General features: G+C 73.3%; 1 protein-coding gene. It reads left to right on the top strand.

The annotated features are described in order from the left end of the window. A partial coding sequence (locus AWQ70_RS37100) for a polyketide synthase dehydratase domain-containing protein (RefSeq protein WP_174552464.1) occupies window positions 1–1395 on the top strand: 1395 nt, incomplete at both ends.

Genomic DNA, 1395 nt, shown 5'->3' with positions numbered 1-1395 from the left:
GGCCGAGCGGGGTGTGTCCCGGTTCGTGGAGCTGGGCCCGGACGGTGTGCTCTGCGCGCTGGCGCAGCGGTCGGTCGACGAGGCCGTGTTCGCGCCGGTGTTGCGTCGCGACCGGGATGAGGCGGAGACGGCCCTGGCGGCGCTGGGCCGGTTGTGGACGGCCGGCGGCGACGTCGACTGGACGTCCGTCCTGCCGGGTGGGCGTCGGGTGGAACTGCCGACCTACGCGTTCCAGCGTGAGCGGTACTGGCCCGGTGCCGGATCGGCAGTCCCCGGCGACCTGGGCGCGGCCGGGATGGAGCCCGTCGAGCACCCGCTGCTCGGTGCCGCGATCACCGTGGCCGGTGACGGCGCCGTCCTGATGACGGGGCGGTTGTCGTTGGCGACGCATTCGTGGCTGGCCGATCACGTGATCCTCGGCCAGGTCGTCGTGCCGGGGACGGCACTGGTGGAGATGGTGTGGGCCGCCGGCGGGCGGATCGGCTGCTCTGTGGTGCGGGAGCTGGTGTTGCGGGCCCCGTTGGTGCTGCCGGAGCGCGGTGCCGTACAGGTGCAGGTGAGCGTGGGCGCGGCCGATGAAGGCGAGCGTCCCGTCGAGGTGTACGCACGACCCGAAGGCGGGGACGACGCGTCGTGGGTCTGCCACGCGGCCGGGGTGTTGTCCGCCGATGCCGTGGCGGAAGGCGTGGATCTGGCGGTGTGGCCGCCGCAGGGTGCGGTGGCGGTGCCGCTGGAGGGGTTCTACGACGCTCTGGAGGAGGGCGGGTACGGCTACGGCCCGGTGTTCCAGGGGTTGCGGGCGGCGTGGCGTGATGGTGAGCGGGTGTTCGCCGAGGTCGCGTTGCCGGAGGAGGCGGTAGCCGAGGCGGGCGGGTTCGGTGTGCATCCGGCGTTGCTGGACGCCGCGCTGCACGTCAACGGCCTCAAGGCCGCCGATGGCCAGGGGACGCGGTTGCCGTTCGCGTGGACGGGCGTGCGGTTGCATGCCGCCGGAGCCTCGATGTTGCGCGTGGCCCTGACCCCGGTCGGTGACGGTGTCGAGATACAGACCGCCGACGCGACCGGCGCGCCCGTCGCGTCCGTCCAGTCCTTGGTGATGCGCGAGGTCGACGCCGGGCAACTGGCGACAGGCGGCGGCCGGAGCACCCGTGACTCGCTGTTCGCGGTGGACTGGGTGCCTCTGGTGTCGGCGGGGGAGGCGGCGGATACCTCGGATTGGGTCGTCATCGGGGACGGTGCGATCGGTGACACCGAAGTCCTGACCGCGGGCCGGTTTGAGAGCCTCGTGGCGGTGGTGCGGGGCGGAGTCGCGCCGCCGGTGGTGGTGCTGCCGGTGGTGGAGCGGTGGGCCGGTGACGCGGGGCTGGTGCATGAGGTGGCCGGCTCGGTGCTGGA

Origin of the sequence: Microtetraspora niveoalba, assembly GCF_001570405.1 — a bacterium.
GTDB lineage: Bacteria > Actinomycetota > Actinomycetes > Streptosporangiales > Streptosporangiaceae > Microtetraspora > Microtetraspora niveoalba.
The sequence above is the reverse complement of the archived record's forward strand: the minus strand, read 5'-3'. Positions and strand labels throughout refer to the sequence as shown.